This window comes from Serratia sp. CY76391 (assembly GCF_052166695.1).
Lineage (GTDB): Bacteria > Pseudomonadota > Gammaproteobacteria > Enterobacterales > Enterobacteriaceae > Serratia > Serratia nematodiphila.
The window spans coordinates 355,456-369,931 of the sequence record NZ_JBJNOJ010000007.1 but is presented as its reverse complement, the minus strand read 5'-3'; the positions used below and the strand labels follow the sequence as shown (position 1 = coordinate 369,931).

Here is a 14,476-nt window from a genome sequence, read left to right as displayed (position 1 = left end):
CGCCTTCCTGCTACGCGGCATCCTGCGGCAGGTTGAGATCGCGGCCGCGGGTTTCGGGAGCAAAGAAGGTGGTGATTAAGCCGATGGCCGCCATTACAACAAAATAGCAGGCGACAGGCCACCAGTGACCGAAACCGGACAGCAGCGCGGTGGCGATCAGCGGCGCGGTGCCGCCGGAGAGGATCGACCCGAGCTCCTTGGCGAACGCCATTTTGGAGTAGCGGTTCTTCACGCCGAACAGTTCGACGCCGTAGGCCGCCTGCACGCCGAAGATCCCCAGCGATGCGATGCACATGCCGACCACGATCACCGAGATGACGATCGCCGGCTCACGGCTGTCGAGCAGCCAGAACGCCGGAAAAGCGTACAGCACCAGCAGCAGGCAGAACCACCGGTAGGTGATGCGGCGGCCGAAACGATCGGAGAGCCAGCCGGCCAGCGGGATCACCAGAAAACCGCACAGTGAGGCGATCAGCACCGCCAGCGCCGGCACCGATTTATCGACCATCAGCACCTTGGCGACGTAGCCGACGATAAAGCCCTGGCACAGGTAGGAGGGGCCGTTTTCGCCGATGCGCAGGCCGAGCATCACCCAGAACGCCTTGGTGCGTTGCAGGTAGCTGCGTGAGTCCGGCGCGGCCTGGGCTGCGTCGAGCATGCGCTGGTGGTTTTGCTGCAGCTCGCGTTCGAAAACCGGCGTTTCCCGCACGTGGCGGCGCAGATACAGCGCCACCCCGGCGATCAGGATGCTGGCGAGGAACGGAATGCGCCAGCCCCAGCTCATCAGGTCTTCCTTGTCGAGCTGCAATACCAGCAGCCACACCAGCGACGCCAGCAGGGTGCCACTGTTGGAGCCGATGGCGATGATCGACGCCACCAGCCCGCGCCGCTTGGCCGGCGCGTATTCCGCCAGCATCACTGCCCCGCCGGACAGCTCCGCACCGGCGCCGAACCCCTGCGCGAAGCGCAGGATCACCAGGCAGGCGGGCGCCCAGACGCCGATTTGCGCATAGGGCGGGATCAGGCCGATCAATGTGGTGGAGAGGCCCATCAGCGCCACGGTGGTGATCAGCACCACGCGGCGGCCTTTGCGATCGCCGATCCAGCCGAACACCAGCGCACCGATCGGCCGTGCGACGAAGCCGACGGAGTAGGTGGCGAAGCTGGCCAGCAACGCCACCAGCGGCGTGGCTTCGGGGAAGAACACGTCGCCGAACACCATGCCGGCCGCCAGGCCGTACAGCGCGAAGTCGACGTATTCCATGGCGGTGCCGAGCCAGCAGGAGAAGGTGGCGCGCCAAAATTGGCTGCGCCCCTCTTTGGTTGCCAGGCGTTCATCGGCCGCCAGCGCGGCGTCGGCGGTCTGTGAAGGGGCAAGCGTTGTTTCGCTCATGGCAGTGCTATCCTCTTTTGTTCTGCGCCTGGAAGGGCGCGGTTAAAGATGGTTTCCCTGGTGTCGGCAACAAAGGTGTGCCGACAAATCATGTCGGACGCATGGCGATTCAACGCTGCCGTATCAGGGTATCTACGCGCGTAGATAACACAACGCGAGGAAGCTGAAACTTTGCGGGCGATCACATAATCGTCAGCGCGCCGGGAAATGAAGATAGAGAATACGGATGGCAAAAAGATGACAGAACCCCGGTTTTTCCGGCCGATTGACCTGCCGTTTTCGCCACGAATCAGCCTGCCGCTTTCGCATTTCTGCGCTACAATGGGGGCCTGTTAACAGTTTGTATCGTCTGGCGCGCCGTACCGGTTGCGGTTCAGGCGAGGAGTAAAGCAATGTCTGGCATCAGGGATTCCATCCTGCCGCCGCTGGAGTGGTTATCCGAACAGGATCCTCCGGCGCCCGCCGCCGTCAGCGACTGGCTGATGGAGTTAGGCTCCATGACCCGCCGATTTGAACGCCATTGCGCCCAGGTGCGTGTTGAACCGCAGCGCGAATGCTTCGTCACGCGCGAGGCGCTGGGCGACGAGGCGAACCACCTGCCCGACAGCCCGCGCTACTGGCTGCGCGAAGTGGTGCTGTTGGGCGACGGCCAGCCCTGGCTGCTGGGGCGCACGGTGATCCCGGAACATACGCTGACCGGCCCCGACCAGGCGCTGGTGGATCTGGGGACGCTGCCGCTCGGGCGCTATCTGTTCAGCAGCGGTGATCTGACCCGCGACTATATCCATATCGGCCGACAGGATGCGCTGTGGGCGCGTCGTTCACGGCTGCGGCTGGCGGGCAAGCCGCTGCTGCTGACCGAACTGTTTTTACCGGCTTCACCGCTGTATTCAGCGGTCCCCGCATAAGAGAGGAGAGCAAGACGTTGGAGGGAAGCGTGACTCAAAGTAAATGGCGGGCTTACAGCCATTTGATGCGCATTGATAAACCGATTGGCACGCTGTTGCTGTTGTGGCCGACGCTGTGGGCACTGTGGCTGGCCGGAAAAGGCGTGCCGCCGCTGTCGATTTTGCTGGTGTTCGTGCTCGGCGTGTTCCTGATGCGCGCCGCCGGCTGCGTGGTGAATGACTATGCCGATCGCGCGGTGGACGGCTACGTGAAACGCACCGCCGGGCGGCCGATGCCGAGCGGCCGGGTGAGCGCGAAAGAGGCCAAGGTGCTGTTCGTGGTGCTGGTGCTGATCTCGTTCTGCCTGGTGTTGACGCTGAATGCGATGACCATCTGGCTGTCGCTGGCGGCGCTGGCGCTGGCCTGGGTGTATCCGTTTATGAAGCGGGTGACCAACCTGCCGCAGTTCGTGCTGGGCGCCGCGTTCGGCTGGGGCATTCCGATGGGCTATGCGGCGGTCAGCGAATCGCTGCCGCTCAGCTGCTGGCTGCTGCTGCTGGCGAACATCTGCTGGACGGTGGCCTATGACACGCTGTATGCGATGGTCGATCGCGACGATGATCTGAAAATCGGCATCAAGTCCACCGCTATCCTGTTCGGGCGTTATGACAAGCTGATCGTCGGGCTGTTGCAGTTCGCGACGTTGTTGCTGCTGGTGTGGGTCGGTTATCTGGCGCAGCTCGGCGGCGCGTTTTACTGGTCGCTGCTGCTGGCGGGCGCGCTGTTCATTCACCAACAGAAGCAGATCGCCGGGCGCGAGCGCGACGCCTGCTTCAAGGCCTTCCTGCAGAACAACTATGTTGGGCTGGTGGTGTTTATCGGCATCGCGCTCAGCTATCTGCCGGCGTAACGGTTCCCTGCAGCAAGAAAAAAGGCACCCCAAGGGGTGCCTTTTGTGTTTCCGCGTCGGGCGAAATCACTCGTCTTTCTCTTCTTCCGCATCGGTTTGCGGCAGAGCGTTGGTCTCTTCCGGCATGTTGACGCTTTCGATGGTCAGCTTGATTTCCGGCGTGATCAGATCGCTCAGCATGCTGTACACCTCGAGGGTGTGCTCGCGGATCGCATCGCCGCTGTCGTTGATGTAGCCTTCTTCACGCAGCGTCGCCACCAGGGTGGAGAACACCGCCTTGTCGAAGAACTCCGGCGCGTTGATGCCGTGCAGCACCGACAGACGCTGCGCCATGATGCGGCTCTCTTTCTCCAGCGCGCCGCGGTTGATGCTCGGGTTGGCGCTGAGGATCGACATGGTGATGGCGTAGCGTTGCAGGGTTTCGCGCACTCCGGCGGCCAGCAGCTGCAGCGGGCGAATGCGCGCCGGGTTCAGCACCAGCTCGTCGCCTTTGTCGCAGATCAGCTGTTGACGGATCAGCTCGTCAATCATCGGCCGCAGCACCTCCGGCAGCTGTTCCTTGTCGTTATGCAGGAACAGCTCGGCTTTCAGCATCGGGTAGATCATGCCGATCTGGCGCAGCAGCTCGGCGCGCGACACCCGGCGATGATGCATCACGATGCTGGCGATCAGAGACGGCAACACCAGCAGATGGTGGATGTTGTTGCGGTAATAGGTCATCAGCACCGCCTGCTCGCGCGGCAGGATGATGATGTCGCCGATGCTGTCCTTCTCCACCTCGAACTTGTTCATGTTCAGCGCGTGATCCAGCAGCTCATCCGGCGTTTGCGTCGGCACGGTGACGTCACGCGCGTAAGGCGCGTTGCGCATCAGCTGCAGGTAGCACTCGAGCTGCTCGACCAGCTGTTCGCGGGTCAGCGAACGCTGACGCGAGGCCAGCAGCGCGGTGGAACACAGGTTCATGGCGTTGGCTGCGGCGGCATTGTTGATGCGCACCATGATCTGGCCGGCCAGATCGTTGACCGTCGGCGTCAGCCAGCTTGGACGCTGAGCTTCGATCGGATCGATCGATTCGCGCCACTGCGGCACGTTCTGGTTGAGGTAAGCCGTCAATGGCAGCGGTTCGCCGAAGTTGACGTATCCCTGGCCCAGGTTGCGCAGCTTGCGCAGGCCGCGCAGCATCTGCGGCAGGCTCTCTTTTTCCTTGGTGGCGCCGCGCAGCTCTTTGGCGTAGGTACCCACTTCCATCACGTGTTCGTAACCGATGTAAATCGGCACCAGCGTGATCGGACGGGTGCCGCCGCGCAGCATCGCCTGGATGGTCATCGACAGGGTGCCGGTCTTCGGCTCCAGCAAGCGCCCGGTGCGGGAACGGCCGCCTTCCACGAAATATTCCACCGAGTAACCGCGGGTGAACAGCTCGCCGAGGTATTCGCGGAACACCGTCGAGTACAGCTTGTTGCCTTTAAAGGTGCGGCGGATGAAGAACGCGCCCAGGCGACGGAAGATCGGGCCCGCCGGCCAGAAGTTGAGGTTGATGCCCGCAGCGATGTGCGGCGGCACCAGGCCCTGGTGATACAGCACGTAGGACAGCAGCAGATAGTCCATGTGGCTGCGGTGGCAGGGCACGTAGACGATCTCGTGGCCGTCCTGCGCCAGCTGGCGCACGCGCTCGGCGTTGGTGACGTTGATGCCCTGATACAGCCGGTTCCAGGTCCAGCTCAGCACGCGGTCGGACAGGCGCACGGTTTCGTAGGAGAAGTCGGCGGCGATCTCTTCCATCAGCGCGATGGCGTTCTGCTGGGCCTTCTCGTGCGAGATCTTCTTGCTGCGCGCTTCGTCCTCGACCGCTTTTTCGATCGCTTTGGACGCCAACAGCTTGTTGAACAGATCCTGACGGGCCGGCAGACTCGGGCCCACCGCGGCCAGGCGCTGACGCGAGAAGTGCATGCGCGCCACGCGCGCCAGTTTCTGCGCGATGGTTTTATCCGTGCCGTGTTCGGTAGCCATGCGGCGCAGCGACACGGTGTTGGAGAAACGCACGAAGCTGTCCCGGCCGAGCCACAGCACCGCGAAGAATTTCTGCACGCCGTTCAACAGACGCAGGTGCGGCGTGCCGTGGCCTTCGCGGCCTGGCGAACGGCCAAACATCACCGAAACCGGCAGCATCTGAATGTCGAGATCCGGGTTGCTGCGATGCAGATCCAGATAGTCGTGGAACAGCTTTACCGACTCTTCTTTTGGGGTGTAATAGCGGAATACGCGCGGGCCGTCGTGAATGAACACGTAGCTCGGCAGCACGGTGCCGTCGATCTCCAGCGAGTTGAGCGGATCGGGCAGATCCTGCGCCAGGCACTGGGTGCGCAGCGTCAGCAAATCCGCCTTGGAATTGTAAGGTAAAACATACAAAATCGGCCGTGAGGGATCCAACCCTAGCTCGGTAACCGGATCTGAAGGGATGACCTTACTTCTTACCAACAATTTAAGTGGTAAATTCAATATTTTATAATAAATTTTACGCCAACCTGACATAACAACGTGAAGCCTCTTGTTAGCAATGCGCCGCAAGCATACCAGAAACCGGGTAGCAGATCTGTGGTGTTCGAAAACCGAGAGCCGTCAGCGCGGACTGTTCTAGACTCTTTTTATTATGACCGACCTCTGAGAAAGGCACGAAAACATGGCAAACCAAGCAACCGGACTGACCCGCATCATCAAAGCCGCCGGCTATTCCTATAAAGGGCTATCCGCCGCCTGGCAGCACGAAGCGGCTTTCCGCCAGGAACTGGTGGCCACCCTTCTGGCTATCATACTGGCTGTCTGGCTGGATGTGGGTGCGATAGCGCGCATTTTATTGATCGGATCGGTAGCGCTGGTGATGATCGTCGAGATCCTGAACAGCGCGATCGAGGCGGTGGTGGATCGCATCGGCAGCGAACATCACGAGCTGTCCGGGCGGGCCAAGGACATGGGATCGGCGGCGGTGTCGCTGGCGATCGTGCTGGCGCTGTTCGTTTGGGGCACGGTCTTATGGCAGCATTTCGGCTGACGAAAAGCGCCTACTGACTGATTTTTATTTATTCTTCGGTTCCCAATCCGCGCTTACCTGTATATACTCACAGCAAGACTGTATAAACAAACAGGGGGCGGAATGAAAGCACTAACTACCAGACAGCAAGAGGTCTACGATCTGATTCGCGAGCACATTTCGCAAACGGGCATGCCGCCAACGCGTGCCGAGATCGCGATGCGTCTGGGGTTCCGTTCGCCTAACGCCGCCGAAGAGCACCTGAAGGCGCTGGCACGCAAAGGCGTGATCGAAATCGTCTCCGGTGCCTCGCGCGGTATCCGTCTGCTGATGGAAGAAGAAGAAGGGCTGCCGCTGATCGGCCGCGTCGCCGCCGGCGAGCCGCTGCTGGCGCAGCAGCACATCGAAGGGCACTACCAGGTGGATCCTTCCCTGTTTAAACCGAGCGCCGATTTCCTGCTGCGGGTGAACGGCATGTCAATGCGCGACATCGGCATTCTGGACGGCGATCTGCTGGCGGTGCACAAAACGCAAGACGTGCGCAACGGCCAGGTCGTGGTCGCACGGATCGAAGACGAAGTGACGGTCAAGCGCTTGAAAAAGCACGGCAACGTGGTTGAACTGCTGCCGGAGAACAACGAATTCCAACCGATCGTGGTCGATCTGCGTCAGCAGAATTTCACTATCGAAGGGCTGGCGGTCGGCGTGATCCGCAACGGCGACTGGATTTAACCGCCGCGTCATCACCGCCGCTCCCTGTATCAATCGCCCCTGTTTTGGGGCGTTTTTGTTTCTGACTTCGCCCTTTGTCACTCAGTCACAGGAACATCCCATCATGCGCCTGATTTCCGCTTTCACCAGCGACACCGATAAAGCCCTGTGGCGCCTCGCCCTGCCGATGATCTTCTCCAATATTACCGTGCCGCTGCTCGGGCTGGTGGACACCGCGGTGATCGGCCACCTCGACAGCCCGATCTACCTGGGGGGCGTCGCGATCGGCGCGGTGGCGACCAGCTTCCTGTTCATGCTGCTGCTGTTCCTGCGCATGAGCACCACCGGCCTGGCGGCGCAAGCGCTGGGGGCACAGAACCCGCAGGCGCTGGCGCGCGCCTTTATGCAACCGTTGCTGCTGGCGCTGTTGGGCGGCGCGGCGATCGTCCTGCTGCGTTATCCGCTGATCGAACTGGCGCTGCGGATCGTCGGTGGCGATGGCGAGGTGCTGGAACAGGCGCGGCGTTTTCTTGAGATCCGCTGGTTAAGCGCCCCGGCGGCGCTGGCCAATTTGGTGCTGCTGGGCTGGCTGCTTGGCGTACAGTACGTGCGGGCGCCGGTGATCCTGCTGATCGTCGGCAACCTGCTGAACATCGTGCTGGATATCTGGCTGGTGATGGGCCTGGGCTGGAACGTGCGGGGGGCGGCGGCGGCAACCGCCATCGCCGAATACGCTACGCTGCTGCTCGGCCTGTGGTTGGCGTGGCGGGTGATGCGCCTGCGCGGTATTACCCTGCAGATGCTGCGCCAGGCCTGGCGTGGCGATCTGCTTCGCCTGCTGGCGCTCAACCGCGACATCATGCTGCGCTCATTGTTGCTGCAACTGTGCTTTGCGTCGTTGACCATTTTCGGCGCTCGCCTGGGAAGCGAGGTGGTGGCGGTCAATGCGGTATTGATGAATCTGCTGACGTTCACCGCCTATGCGCTCGACGGTTTCGCTTATGCGGTGGAGGCCCATTCCGGCCACGCCTACGGCGCCCGGGACGACAGCCAACTGCGCAAAGTGTGGCACGCGGCCTGCAGGCAGGCAGGGCTGGTCGCGTTGGCCTTCGGCCTGGCGTATGCCGTTACCGGCCAGCAGATCGTGGCAGCCTTGACCTCTTTGCCGGAACTGCGTGCGTTGGCCGCCCACTATTTACCCTGGCAGGTCATTCTGCCGTTGGTTGGGGTGTGGTGCTATTTGCTGGACGGCATGTTTATCGGCGCCACGCGCGGCGCCGAGATGCGCAACAGCATGGCGGTGGCCGCTGCGGGATACGGTTTGGCGCTGTTCAGCGTGCCGCTGCTTGGCAACCACGGCCTCTGGCTGGCGCTGGCGGTGTTTCTGGCGCTGCGCGGTCTGGCGTTGGGCTGGATTTGGCACCGTCACCAGGTGCGCGGCAGCTGGTTTACTGCCCATTAAACCGGACGTCTTGTTGGGTTAATAGTTAGTTTTTCTTATGATTCAGATCATGTTTGCTTACATGTTTTCAGCCTTGGTCTGTTCGCGTTAATTCGTTGTTTGTTAGCGTTTTTTGTTTTTATTTTGTTTGTTAATGGTTTTTTATCCTGTGTTTTGGCTTTTTTATTTCCATGTTTAACTAGAATGAATCATGTGGCTGGTAAATGAAGGGGAGCGTTGCTTCTTAAGGTGAAGGAAGCATCGGCCAGAAAAACTTCTGGTTAACCCCGGCCGGCGACAGGGATCACTGATTCACCACAGGTTAACGGAGAGACTATGAATAAAGATCAAGCCGACGGTAACTGGAAACAGCTGAAAGGCAAAGTGAAAGAGAAATGGGGCAAGCTGACCGATGACGATCTGACGGTCATCGAAGGGAAACGCGAACAGCTGGTCGGCAAAATTCAGGAGCGCTACGGTTACCAGAAAGAGGCGGCCGAAAAAGAGGTGAAGGCCTGGGAAGATCACACCAAACACCGCTGGTAACACGCAGGGCCGCCACTGACGGCGGCCGGCAACAGCGCAGGCCGGCGTCGCTCCATCCTCTGGCGCCCCGGCCGCAGGTACAGGGAAGTACCTGACTTCGTCTTACTTCTTCTTGATGGCGATGCTGTGATCGTGTTCGGCGCAGTCATGCTTGCTGTCACAAGCCTCAACCTCCACGCAGCCGGCACACAGGCCGTGCGCTTCCACCACGCTGTGCCGCAGCGCAAATCCGGCCTCCTGCGCCAGCTTCTGCAGCGTTTCCTCCACGCCTTCGGTGGTGCGTTCGGTCACCTGGCCGCAGCGGTCGCAGATAAACAGCGCGGACGTATGCATCGGCTGTTCGAAGTGGTGGCACAGCACGTAGCTGTTGGCGGACTCCACCCTATGGATAAACCCTTGCTCCAGCAGAAAATCCAGCGCGCGGTAGACCGTCGGCGGCTTGGCCTGCGGTTCGGCGACGCGCAGCAGATCGAGCAGGTCATAAGCGCTGATTGCACCGGGTTGCTGAGTCATCAGACGCAGCACTTCCAGCCGTTGCGGCGTCAATCGCACATTGCGTTGCTGGCAGAGGCGTTCTGCCTGCGCCAGCAGCTTTTCCTGGGTGGTTGAGTTCATCGCAAATATCCCGGTACGTAAAAAAGCCGATTTTACCATGATTACGGCGAATCGCCGAGAGTTGCCCCCTTTTCCCCTGAGGATAGCGCAGAGAAAGGCGCGCTGAGTGCGCTAAAAGAGAGATGCATCACAACTTTTCCCCTCCGCCGGGCGGTAGATCAACGTTGCCGGTTTTAGCGCTGGAGAGCAGCGGGCGAGAGCGGTATAACGCCTTTCACCCGCGTGATGAGCAGGAGCCCTGTGTGATGACGGAAAGAGAGAAGCTGTTAAGCGGCCTGGAATACAACAGCCGCGATGAAGAACTGATCGCCCTGTACCATCGGGCGAGGGCGTTGACCAAAAGCCTGGGGACGCTGGACTCGCATCAGGCGGACGAGAAAAATCGCCTGCTCGGCGAGCTGTTCGGCAACTGGGGTGAGGCGAGCTGGATCGAAACGCCATTCTGGTGCGACTACGGGCAGCATGTCCGCATCGGTAAAAACTGTTTTATCAACGTCAATGCGGTGTTCCTCGACTGCAACACCATCACCATCGGCGACAACACGCTGATCGGCCCCAACGTACAAATCTACACGCCGAGTCATCCGCTGAAGGCCGGTGAACGCTTTACCGGTGACCCGGCTTTTCCTTTCCGCACCTCGGCGCAGCCGGTGTCTATCGGCAGCAACGTGTGGATCGGCGGCAACGTAGTGATCCTGCCGGGAGTGACCATCGGCGATGGCACGACTATCGGTGCGGGCAGCATCGTCACCGGCGACATTCCGGCCAATGTGCTGGCGCTGGGGCAGCCGTGCCGGGTTATCCGCGCGTTGGAATAGGCCGCTTAACACGAACCGGCGGCCAGCGGTTTATCGGCGAGTGCGGGGCAAGGGCGGAGGAGGGGGCTTCTTACGGTGCGAATCGTCGTTTGGCGACTGGCGGTCATCGGCCAAGGCCAGGCGTGCGGCCGCAAGGCGGCTCATGACGGTGCCGATTGGCACCGCCAGCACTTTCGCCGCTTCCCGGTAGGACAGCCCTTCGACATATACCAGAAACAGCGCGTTGCGCTGGGCCGCCGGCAACCGGCTTACGCGCCGCATCACTTCATTGAGCCAGACCGGCTGTTCACCGTTGTCCGCATCGCCAAGCTCTTCCGCCGCCATGCAGCCTTGCCCCTGACGACGATACTGGGCGCGAACTTCATTGAGCCAAATAGAGTGCAAGATGGAAAACAACCAGCGATCCAGGTGTGAACCGGGGGTGAATTGCGCGGCGCGTTCCAGCGCACGCACGCAGGTTGCCTGCACCAGGTCGTCGGCGACATCCCGCCGGTGTGAAAGCACCAGCGCATAGCGCCACAGGCGGGAGAGATAGTGGCCGAGTTCATCGCGTATCGCATCGCCGCTGATAGTCACCTCCGCAGGCGCGTCGGATCAAGATTCCGGATGGCGGTCGATGGCTGCCGCCAAATCTCGGTACTCCTCGCACCCGGTGCCGCACAGCGACTGGATCACCTGCAGCTGTTGGCGCGCCAGGTCGGGGCGTCCTTTCAGCATATAGGCTTCCCCCAGGTACTCGCGCACTTTGGGGTATTTCGGATCGAGGGCCACTGATTTTAAATAATAGCCGATACCCTCATCGGTGCGGCCCAGTTTGCGCGTGGCGTAGCCGCGATAATTCAGTGCGACGGCGGTGTTGGGATTTTTCAGCGTGTTGAGCATATCGATCGCTTCCTGATAGCGGCCGCTTTTCGCCAGTGCATAGGCATAGTTAGTACGGTCGGCGTCGTCGACTTTGCTGCCTTTATCCACCGTGCAGGTCTGGGTTTTACTGTCGTAAACCTGGCCTTTTGGACAGGTCGGCGGGGTTTGGCCGCTGCCGTCGCCGCCCATCGCCAGCGCCGCGCCGGAAAACAGCAGGCAGCCGGCAATGGCCGATGCCAGCAGGCGTTTAATGAAGCTGTTCATGGTTGTGTCCTCAAGGCAGAGGCGCCGTGCGCGCCCGTAATGAGATAACACCTGAACGAGTGAATTTATTCGCCTTACTCCCGCTTATTTACGCCACCGGCAAGGCGGTTTTCCCAACGGCGTCGATTGTCGTTATAATAGCCGTTTGCGGCCGCGCGCCGTTCGTTGAACCCAGACAGACTCAGGTAGCCAGTAACTCAGCATGACGAAAGACAACCACGCCCCAACCTACGCCGCCAATCGCTTCTCCATCGCGCCAATGCTCGACTGGACCGATCGTCATTGCCGTTACTTCCACCGCCTGCTGACCAAGGAAACGCTGCTGTACACCGAGATGGTGACCACCGGCGCGATCATCCACGGCAAGGGCGACTACCTGGCCTACAGCGAAGAAGAGCATCCGGTGGCGCTGCAGCTGGGCGGCAGCGATCCGGCCGCGCTGGCGCACTGCGCCAAACTGGCGGAGCAGCGCGGTTATGACGAGATTAACCTCAACGTCGGCTGTCCGTCCGATCGGGTGCAAAACGGTATGTTCGGCGCCTGCCTGATGGGGCAGGCGACGCTGGTCGCCGACTGCATCAAGGCGATGCGCGACGTCGTATCGATTCCGGTGACGGTGAAGACCCGCATCGGCATCGACGATCAGGACAGCTACGCTTTCCTGTGCGACTTTATCCAGACCGTCGCCGGGCGCGGCGAGTGCGACATGTTCACCATCCACGCGCGCAAAGCCTGGCTCTCCGGCCTCAGCCCGAAAGAGAACCGCGAAGTGCCGCCGCTGGACTACCCGCGCGTTTATCAGCTGAAGCGGGATTTCCCGGCGCTGACCATCGCCATCAACGGTGGAGTGAAAACGCTGGAAGAGGCGCGGCAGCACCTGCATCATCTGGACGGCGTGATGATGGGGCGCGAGGCTTACCAGAATCCGGGCATCCTGGCGCGGGTCGACAGCGAACTGTTCGGCGCGCAGACCGCGGTGCCGGACAGCGTGGCGATCGTCGAAGCGCTGTATCCGTATATTGAGCGTGAGCTGTCCAACGGCACCTATCTCGGCCACATCACCCGCCACATCCTCGGTTTGTTCCAGGGCGTGCCGGGCGCGCGCCAGTGGCGTCGCCATCTGAGCGAGAACGCCCACAAGCCGGGCGCCGATGCGCGGGTGGTGGAGCAGGCGCTGGCGTTGGTGCGCCAGCCGCGTGTCGAAATGGCGTAGCCGAAAAAATTTGACCAACAGTTAGTCTTTTTCACCAGGCATTCGGCGCACTGCCGGATGCCTTCCCCGTTTTTTCAATAGGTTAGCCCTTTCGCCATTCTGGCACGCTTCTTGTAATTCACTCTGCAGATATGTTGCATTGCAAAGGAGCAATCATGTTGGAAATCTTCTTTCTCATTGGCTTTGTGGTGATGCTGATGGTGACCGGCATCTCGCTGCTGGGGATCTTCGCCGCGCTGTTGGTAGCGGCGGCGTTCATGCTGTTGGGCGGGTTGTTCGCGGTGGTCATCAAGCTGCTGCCGTGGCTGATTTTGGCGGTCGTCGGGGTATGGATTTACCGGTCGATGCAGAAACCTCAGGCCAGGCGTTACTGATTTTTTGCTGAATAATCAGTCAGTCGCGATGAAACTTGCACAACTTGCCGCCCCGCTAATGCGGCAGCGATCACAGCTTGGCAGTTTTACCGCGCGATGTGGCACATAAAGCGTGTTTTTTGCCGGACGGGGCTGTTAGGATGTGGGTCGATGCAGTGATGCGACCCATTTCATCACCGTGAGAGACACCTAAAATTCGTGTTGCTAAAGCAACCCCCTGTCTCTGGCGGACTCTGCTCTACCCCTACAAAACGCAGTAACAGAAAGGGCTCCGCAAGGAGCCCTTTTCTTTGGCTGCTATCAGGGGATCAGCAGGCTGGAACCGCTGGTGCTGCGGCTTTCCAGCACCTGGTGCGCACGCTGGGCGTCGGCCAGCGCGAATTTCTGCTCGTCTCTCACCTCCACCCGAATGGCGCCGCTGCCGATCAGCGAGAACAGCTCATTGCTGGCGTACTGCAGCTCGGCGCGGTTGGTGATGTAACCGTTGAGGGAAGGGCGGGTGACGTACAGCGAGCCCTTCTGATTCAGCAGCGCCAGATCGACTCCCGTCACCGGGCCGGAGGCGTTGCCGAAGCTGACCATCAGGCCGCGCCGCTTCAGGCTGTTGAGCGAGGCCTGCCAGGTGCTTTGCCCCACCGAATCGTACACCACGCCAACCTTCTCGCCGTGCGTCAGCTCGGCCACCCGCTGGGCGATATCCTCTTTGTGGTAGTTGATAGTGGCCCAGGCGCCGGCCTGTTTCGCCAGCGCGGCCTTCTCGTCGGAGCCGACGCTGCCGATCAGGCGCGCGCCCAGCGCTTTGGCCCATTGGCAGGCGATCAGCCCAACCCCGCCGGCGGCGGCATGGAACAGGAACACTTCACCCGGTTGCACGTCGTGGGTCTGGCGCAGCAGGTAATGCACCGTCAGCCCTTTGAGGAAAGAAGCGGCGCCTTGCTCAAAGCTGAGGTTGTGCGGCAGCAGCGCCACTTTTTCTTCCGGCACATTGTGGACTTCGCTGTAGGCGCCGAGCGACGACTGCGCATACACCACCCGGTCGCCCGGTTTGATCGCGCTGACCCCGGCGCCAACTTTGACCACCACGCCGGCCGCCTCGGTGCCGAGGCCGCTCGGCAGGCTGGGCGGCGCGTACAGCCCGCTGCGCACATAGGTGTCGATGTAGTTGATGCCGATCGCTTTGTTCTCGATCTGCACTTCGCCGGCGGCGGGATCGAGCGGTGTAAAATCAACGTATTGCAAGACTTCCGGCCCGCCGGTGGCGGAAAACTGAATGCGCTTGGCCATATCGTTACCTCGTTTGAGTGCCTGATTTCACCCTATTCTTTTTAGTATCGGAGATCCAGTTTACCCGTGCGGGATTCAATACCTTTTTTGCATCGGTTATGACGCAAAAATCACGTATACTCTCGCG

15 protein-coding genes are annotated in these 14,476 nt (G+C 60.9%); 9 read left to right on the top strand and 6 right to left on the bottom strand.

What is annotated here, in order from left to right:
* Positions 1 to 10: 10 nt before the first annotated feature.
* Positions 11 to 1,393 (bottom strand): MFS transporter, encoded by a 1,383-nt coding sequence (locus ACJ8PN_RS15075; RefSeq protein WP_197759868.1) that lies wholly within the window; start codon positions 1,391 to 1,393, stop codon positions 11 to 13.
* 392 nt (positions 1,394 to 1,785) lie between these two features.
* Here ACJ8PN_RS15075 and ubiC point away from each other — a divergent pair, with 392 nt between their 5' ends.
* Together ubiC and ubiA are read left to right on the top strand one after the other, a co-directional pair.
* Positions 1,786 to 2,301 carry a chorismate lyase gene (gene ubiC, locus ACJ8PN_RS15070; RefSeq protein WP_015379228.1) on the top strand — a complete coding sequence of 172 codons (516 nt, stop codon included), beginning with the start codon at positions 1,786 to 1,788 and terminating at the stop codon, positions 2,299 to 2,301.
* Positions 2,302 to 2,318: 17 nt separating this feature from the next.
* Complete coding sequence (gene ubiA / locus ACJ8PN_RS15065; protein WP_004936728.1) at positions 2,319 to 3,191, top strand: 4-hydroxybenzoate octaprenyltransferase; 873 nt, start codon at positions 2,319 to 2,321, stop codon at positions 3,189 to 3,191.
* Between the two features lie 66 nt (positions 3,192 to 3,257).
* On the opposite strand, the gene plsB is transcribed toward ubiA, so the two are convergent.
* The gene (gene plsB / locus ACJ8PN_RS15060) at positions 3,258 to 5,723 is read right to left on the bottom strand and encodes a glycerol-3-phosphate 1-O-acyltransferase PlsB (protein WP_004936730.1); all 2,466 of its coding nucleotides are present in this window, start codon (positions 5,721 to 5,723) and stop codon (positions 3,258 to 3,260) included.
* A gap of 148 nt (positions 5,724 to 5,871) precedes the next feature.
* Between plsB and ACJ8PN_RS15055 the strand changes: the two genes are divergently transcribed.
* From ACJ8PN_RS15055 to ACJ8PN_RS15040, 4 genes are all read left to right on the top strand, one after another.
* Positions 5,872 to 6,240, top strand: a complete 369-nt coding sequence (locus ACJ8PN_RS15055; protein WP_197753606.1) for a diacylglycerol kinase — start codon at positions 5,872 to 5,874, stop codon at positions 6,238 to 6,240.
* A 102-nt stretch (positions 6,241 to 6,342) separates the two neighbouring features.
* Positions 6,343 to 6,951, top strand: coding sequence for a transcriptional repressor LexA (gene lexA / locus ACJ8PN_RS15050; protein WP_004936736.1), 609 nt, complete (start codon positions 6,343 to 6,345; stop codon positions 6,949 to 6,951).
* A 103-nt stretch (positions 6,952 to 7,054) separates the two neighbouring features.
* Positions 7,055 to 8,392 (top strand): MATE family efflux transporter DinF, encoded by a 1,338-nt coding sequence (dinF, locus tag ACJ8PN_RS15045; protein ID WP_171454842.1) that lies wholly within the window; start codon positions 7,055 to 7,057, stop codon positions 8,390 to 8,392.
* Between the two features lie 315 nt (positions 8,393 to 8,707).
* On the top strand, positions 8,708 to 8,917 hold the full coding sequence (locus ACJ8PN_RS15040) for a CsbD family protein (protein ID WP_004936743.1): 210 nt from the start codon (positions 8,708 to 8,710) through the stop codon (positions 8,915 to 8,917).
* Positions 8,918 to 9,019: 102 nt separating this feature from the next.
* On the opposite strand, the gene zur is transcribed toward ACJ8PN_RS15040, so the two are convergent.
* Entirely contained in the window at positions 9,020 to 9,532 is a 513-nt protein-coding gene (gene zur, locus ACJ8PN_RS15035) for a zinc uptake transcriptional repressor Zur (RefSeq protein ID WP_015379223.1), read from the bottom strand.
* A gap of 245 nt (positions 9,533 to 9,777) precedes the next feature.
* Between zur and ACJ8PN_RS15030 the strand changes: the two genes are divergently transcribed.
* Entirely contained in the window at positions 9,778 to 10,350 is a 573-nt protein-coding gene (locus ACJ8PN_RS15030) for a sugar O-acetyltransferase (RefSeq protein ID WP_171455117.1), read from the top strand.
* Positions 10,351 to 10,380: 30 nt separating this feature from the next.
* Here the strand turns inward: ACJ8PN_RS15030 and ACJ8PN_RS15025 are convergent, their stop codons facing one another.
* Both ACJ8PN_RS15025 and ACJ8PN_RS15020 read right to left on the bottom strand, forming a co-directional pair.
* Entirely contained in the window at positions 10,381 to 10,926 is a 546-nt protein-coding gene (locus ACJ8PN_RS15025; protein ID WP_171454841.1) for an RNA polymerase sigma factor, read from the bottom strand.
* An 18-nt stretch (positions 10,927 to 10,944) separates the two neighbouring features.
* The gene (locus ACJ8PN_RS15020) at positions 10,945 to 11,478 is read right to left on the bottom strand and encodes a tetratricopeptide repeat protein (protein ID WP_049189122.1); all 534 of its coding nucleotides are present in this window, start codon (positions 11,476 to 11,478) and stop codon (positions 10,945 to 10,947) included.
* A 202-nt stretch (positions 11,479 to 11,680) separates the two neighbouring features.
* On the opposite strand from ACJ8PN_RS15020, the gene dusA reads away from it, so the two are divergent.
* Positions 11,681 to 12,691 carry a tRNA dihydrouridine(20/20a) synthase DusA gene (dusA, locus tag ACJ8PN_RS15015; protein WP_351109504.1) on the top strand — a complete coding sequence of 337 codons (1,011 nt, stop codon included), beginning with the start codon at positions 11,681 to 11,683 and terminating at the stop codon, positions 12,689 to 12,691.
* Positions 12,692 to 12,846: 155 nt separating this feature from the next.
* Positions 12,847 to 13,065 carry an envelope stress response protein PspG gene (pspG, locus tag ACJ8PN_RS15010; RefSeq protein ID WP_025304448.1) on the top strand — a complete coding sequence of 73 codons (219 nt, stop codon included), beginning with the start codon at positions 12,847 to 12,849 and terminating at the stop codon, positions 13,063 to 13,065.
* A 300-nt stretch (positions 13,066 to 13,365) separates the two neighbouring features.
* Here pspG and ACJ8PN_RS15005 read toward each other — a convergent pair whose 3' ends face one another.
* Entirely contained in the window at positions 13,366 to 14,349 is a 984-nt protein-coding gene (locus ACJ8PN_RS15005; RefSeq protein WP_004936764.1) for a quinone oxidoreductase, read from the bottom strand.
* Positions 14,350 to 14,476: the final 127 nt, after the last annotated feature.

Excerpts from the sequence above, each read along its gene's own strand:
- ACJ8PN_RS15040 (WP_004936743.1), top strand. The coding sequence starts at position 8,708 with ATGAATAAAGATCAAGCCGACGGTAACTGGAAACAGCTGAAAGGCAAA.
- ACJ8PN_RS15075 (WP_197759868.1), bottom strand. The coding sequence starts at position 1,393 with ATGAGCGAAACAACGCTTGCCCCTTCACAGACCGCCGACGCCGCGCTG.
- pspG (WP_025304448.1), top strand. The coding sequence starts at position 12,847 with ATGTTGGAAATCTTCTTTCTCATTGGCTTTGTGGTGATGCTGATGGTG.
- plsB (WP_004936730.1), bottom strand. The coding sequence starts at position 5,723 with ATGTCAGGTTGGCGTAAAATTTATTATAAAATATTGAATTTACCACTT.
- ACJ8PN_RS15005 (WP_004936764.1), bottom strand. The coding sequence starts at position 14,349 with ATGGCCAAGCGCATTCAGTTTTCCGCCACCGGCGGGCCGGAAGTCTTG.
- ubiC (WP_015379228.1), top strand. The coding sequence starts at position 1,786 with ATGTCTGGCATCAGGGATTCCATCCTGCCGCCGCTGGAGTGGTTATCC.
- lexA (WP_004936736.1), top strand. The coding sequence starts at position 6,343 with ATGAAAGCACTAACTACCAGACAGCAAGAGGTCTACGATCTGATTCGC.
- ACJ8PN_RS15055 (WP_197753606.1), top strand. The coding sequence starts at position 5,872 with ATGGCAAACCAAGCAACCGGACTGACCCGCATCATCAAAGCCGCCGGC.
- dusA (WP_351109504.1), top strand. The coding sequence starts at position 11,681 with ATGACGAAAGACAACCACGCCCCAACCTACGCCGCCAATCGCTTCTCC.
- dinF (WP_171454842.1), top strand. The coding sequence starts at position 7,055 with ATGCGCCTGATTTCCGCTTTCACCAGCGACACCGATAAAGCCCTGTGG.
- ACJ8PN_RS15020 (WP_049189122.1), bottom strand. The coding sequence starts at position 11,478 with ATGAACAGCTTCATTAAACGCCTGCTGGCATCGGCCATTGCCGGCTGC.
- zur (WP_015379223.1), bottom strand. The coding sequence starts at position 9,532 with ATGAACTCAACCACCCAGGAAAAGCTGCTGGCGCAGGCAGAACGCCTC.
- ACJ8PN_RS15030 (WP_171455117.1), top strand. The coding sequence starts at position 9,778 with ATGACGGAAAGAGAGAAGCTGTTAAGCGGCCTGGAATACAACAGCCGC.